General features: G+C 43.5%; 1 protein-coding gene. It reads left to right on the top strand.

Annotated features, from left to right (window positions below; genetic code table 11):
• Nucleotides 1–96: 96 nt before the first annotated feature.
• Nucleotides 97–1,335, top strand: a complete 1,239-nt coding sequence (locus tag AB4589_RS24475) for an ISL3-like element ISVa7 family transposase (protein ID WP_081317730.1) — start codon at nucleotides 97–99, stop codon at nucleotides 1,333–1,335.
• Nucleotides 1,336–1,348: the final 13 nt, after the last annotated feature.

Raw genomic sequence — 1,348 nt, 5'->3', positions numbered from 1 at the left:
GGCTCTTCTCCGCTTAGATGAGTCTATAAATTAACAATAAAACCGGTAACACATTGATTTATAATCGCTTCCCACCTTATATCTCAGTATTGTAGTTTGTCGTTATTATCTTCCGCTCTATTTAACTTTAAAGGCCAATCCGTACAGTCTGTAACGCTCGAAGAAAGCTCTCATTCAGTACTCGTCAAATGCAAGCGAGATAGACGCTGTAAAGTTGTTGACCCTGAGACTGGAGCACCGCGCACAGTCGACCACTATGTTCACCGTCGCCTGTCGGATTTACCTGTCAGTGGTCGCCCTTGCGTTATAGAAATTGAATTGGCTCAGACAAGAGATAGGCTCGGCCGAAGGTTGGTTGAAGCGACTGATTTTGTTGATAAGGGGAGTCGTTATACCAAGAGATTCTGTCACTTTATTAGTGGACTATGCCGCTATATGAGCATCCACGCAGTGTCTAAGCATTTAGACATACGCTGGGAAACCGTGAAAAATATCGATAAAGCATTTCTGTTATCTACCTTGCCCGCTTTAGAGCCTAAGAGGTTGACCAACCTTGTTCATATTGGCGTTGATGAAGTCGCCAGGGCTAAAGGCCATGACTATATGACCGTCGTTTATGATCTCGTTTCAGGACAACTTATTTGGGTTGACCATGGGCGGACTTCAAACGTACTCATCAACTTTTTTGAACAATTATCACCGCAAACGAGAGACGGCATCCAAGCGGTATCAATGGATATGGGGCAATCTTACCAATCAGCAGTGAGAAACGCTCTTCCGAATGCAGACATCGTTTTTGACCGGTTTCACGTTATGCAGAACTACTCTCTTCTGATAAGGAAAGAGCGTAATAAAGCGTTTAGGAAAGGAACACATGACGAGAAGAAAATGCTTAAAGGGACGCTATTTTTACTCCTCAAAAATGCGCCGAAATTAAGCGATAAGCAGTCAGATAGGCTAGATGATTTACTTGAAAGCAATAAGACTCTTTGTACGATTTATATGCTCAAAGAGCAGCTTCAAGCCTTATGGGATGAACGTAATTTTGACCTGATGATCGCAGCTCTTGATGCGTGGTGCCAGCTTGCTAAAAAGACGAGGATCTTATCTCTCATCAACTTCGCAGACGCGCTTTGGGAGAGAAGAGTTGGGATCTGCAATTATGCAAAATATAAGCTGACGAATGCCCGAGTGGAAGCAGGGAATGTATCGATAGGTCTTCTTAGACGGCGAGCCCGAGGAGTAAGGGATACTGATTACTTTAAATTGAAGATTAGACAAACCTCAATCCTAGAAACTCACTCTACCATTTACCCAGAAATCAAGCTCATCTAAGCGGAGAAGAGCC

The sequence above is a fragment of the Vibrio sp. 10N.222.49.A3 genome (assembly GCF_041475145.1).
In the GTDB taxonomy this organism is placed as follows: Bacteria; Pseudomonadota; Gammaproteobacteria; order Enterobacterales; family Vibrionaceae; genus Vibrio; species Vibrio tasmaniensis_A.
This window is presented reverse-complemented; position numbering and strand designations above follow the sequence as displayed.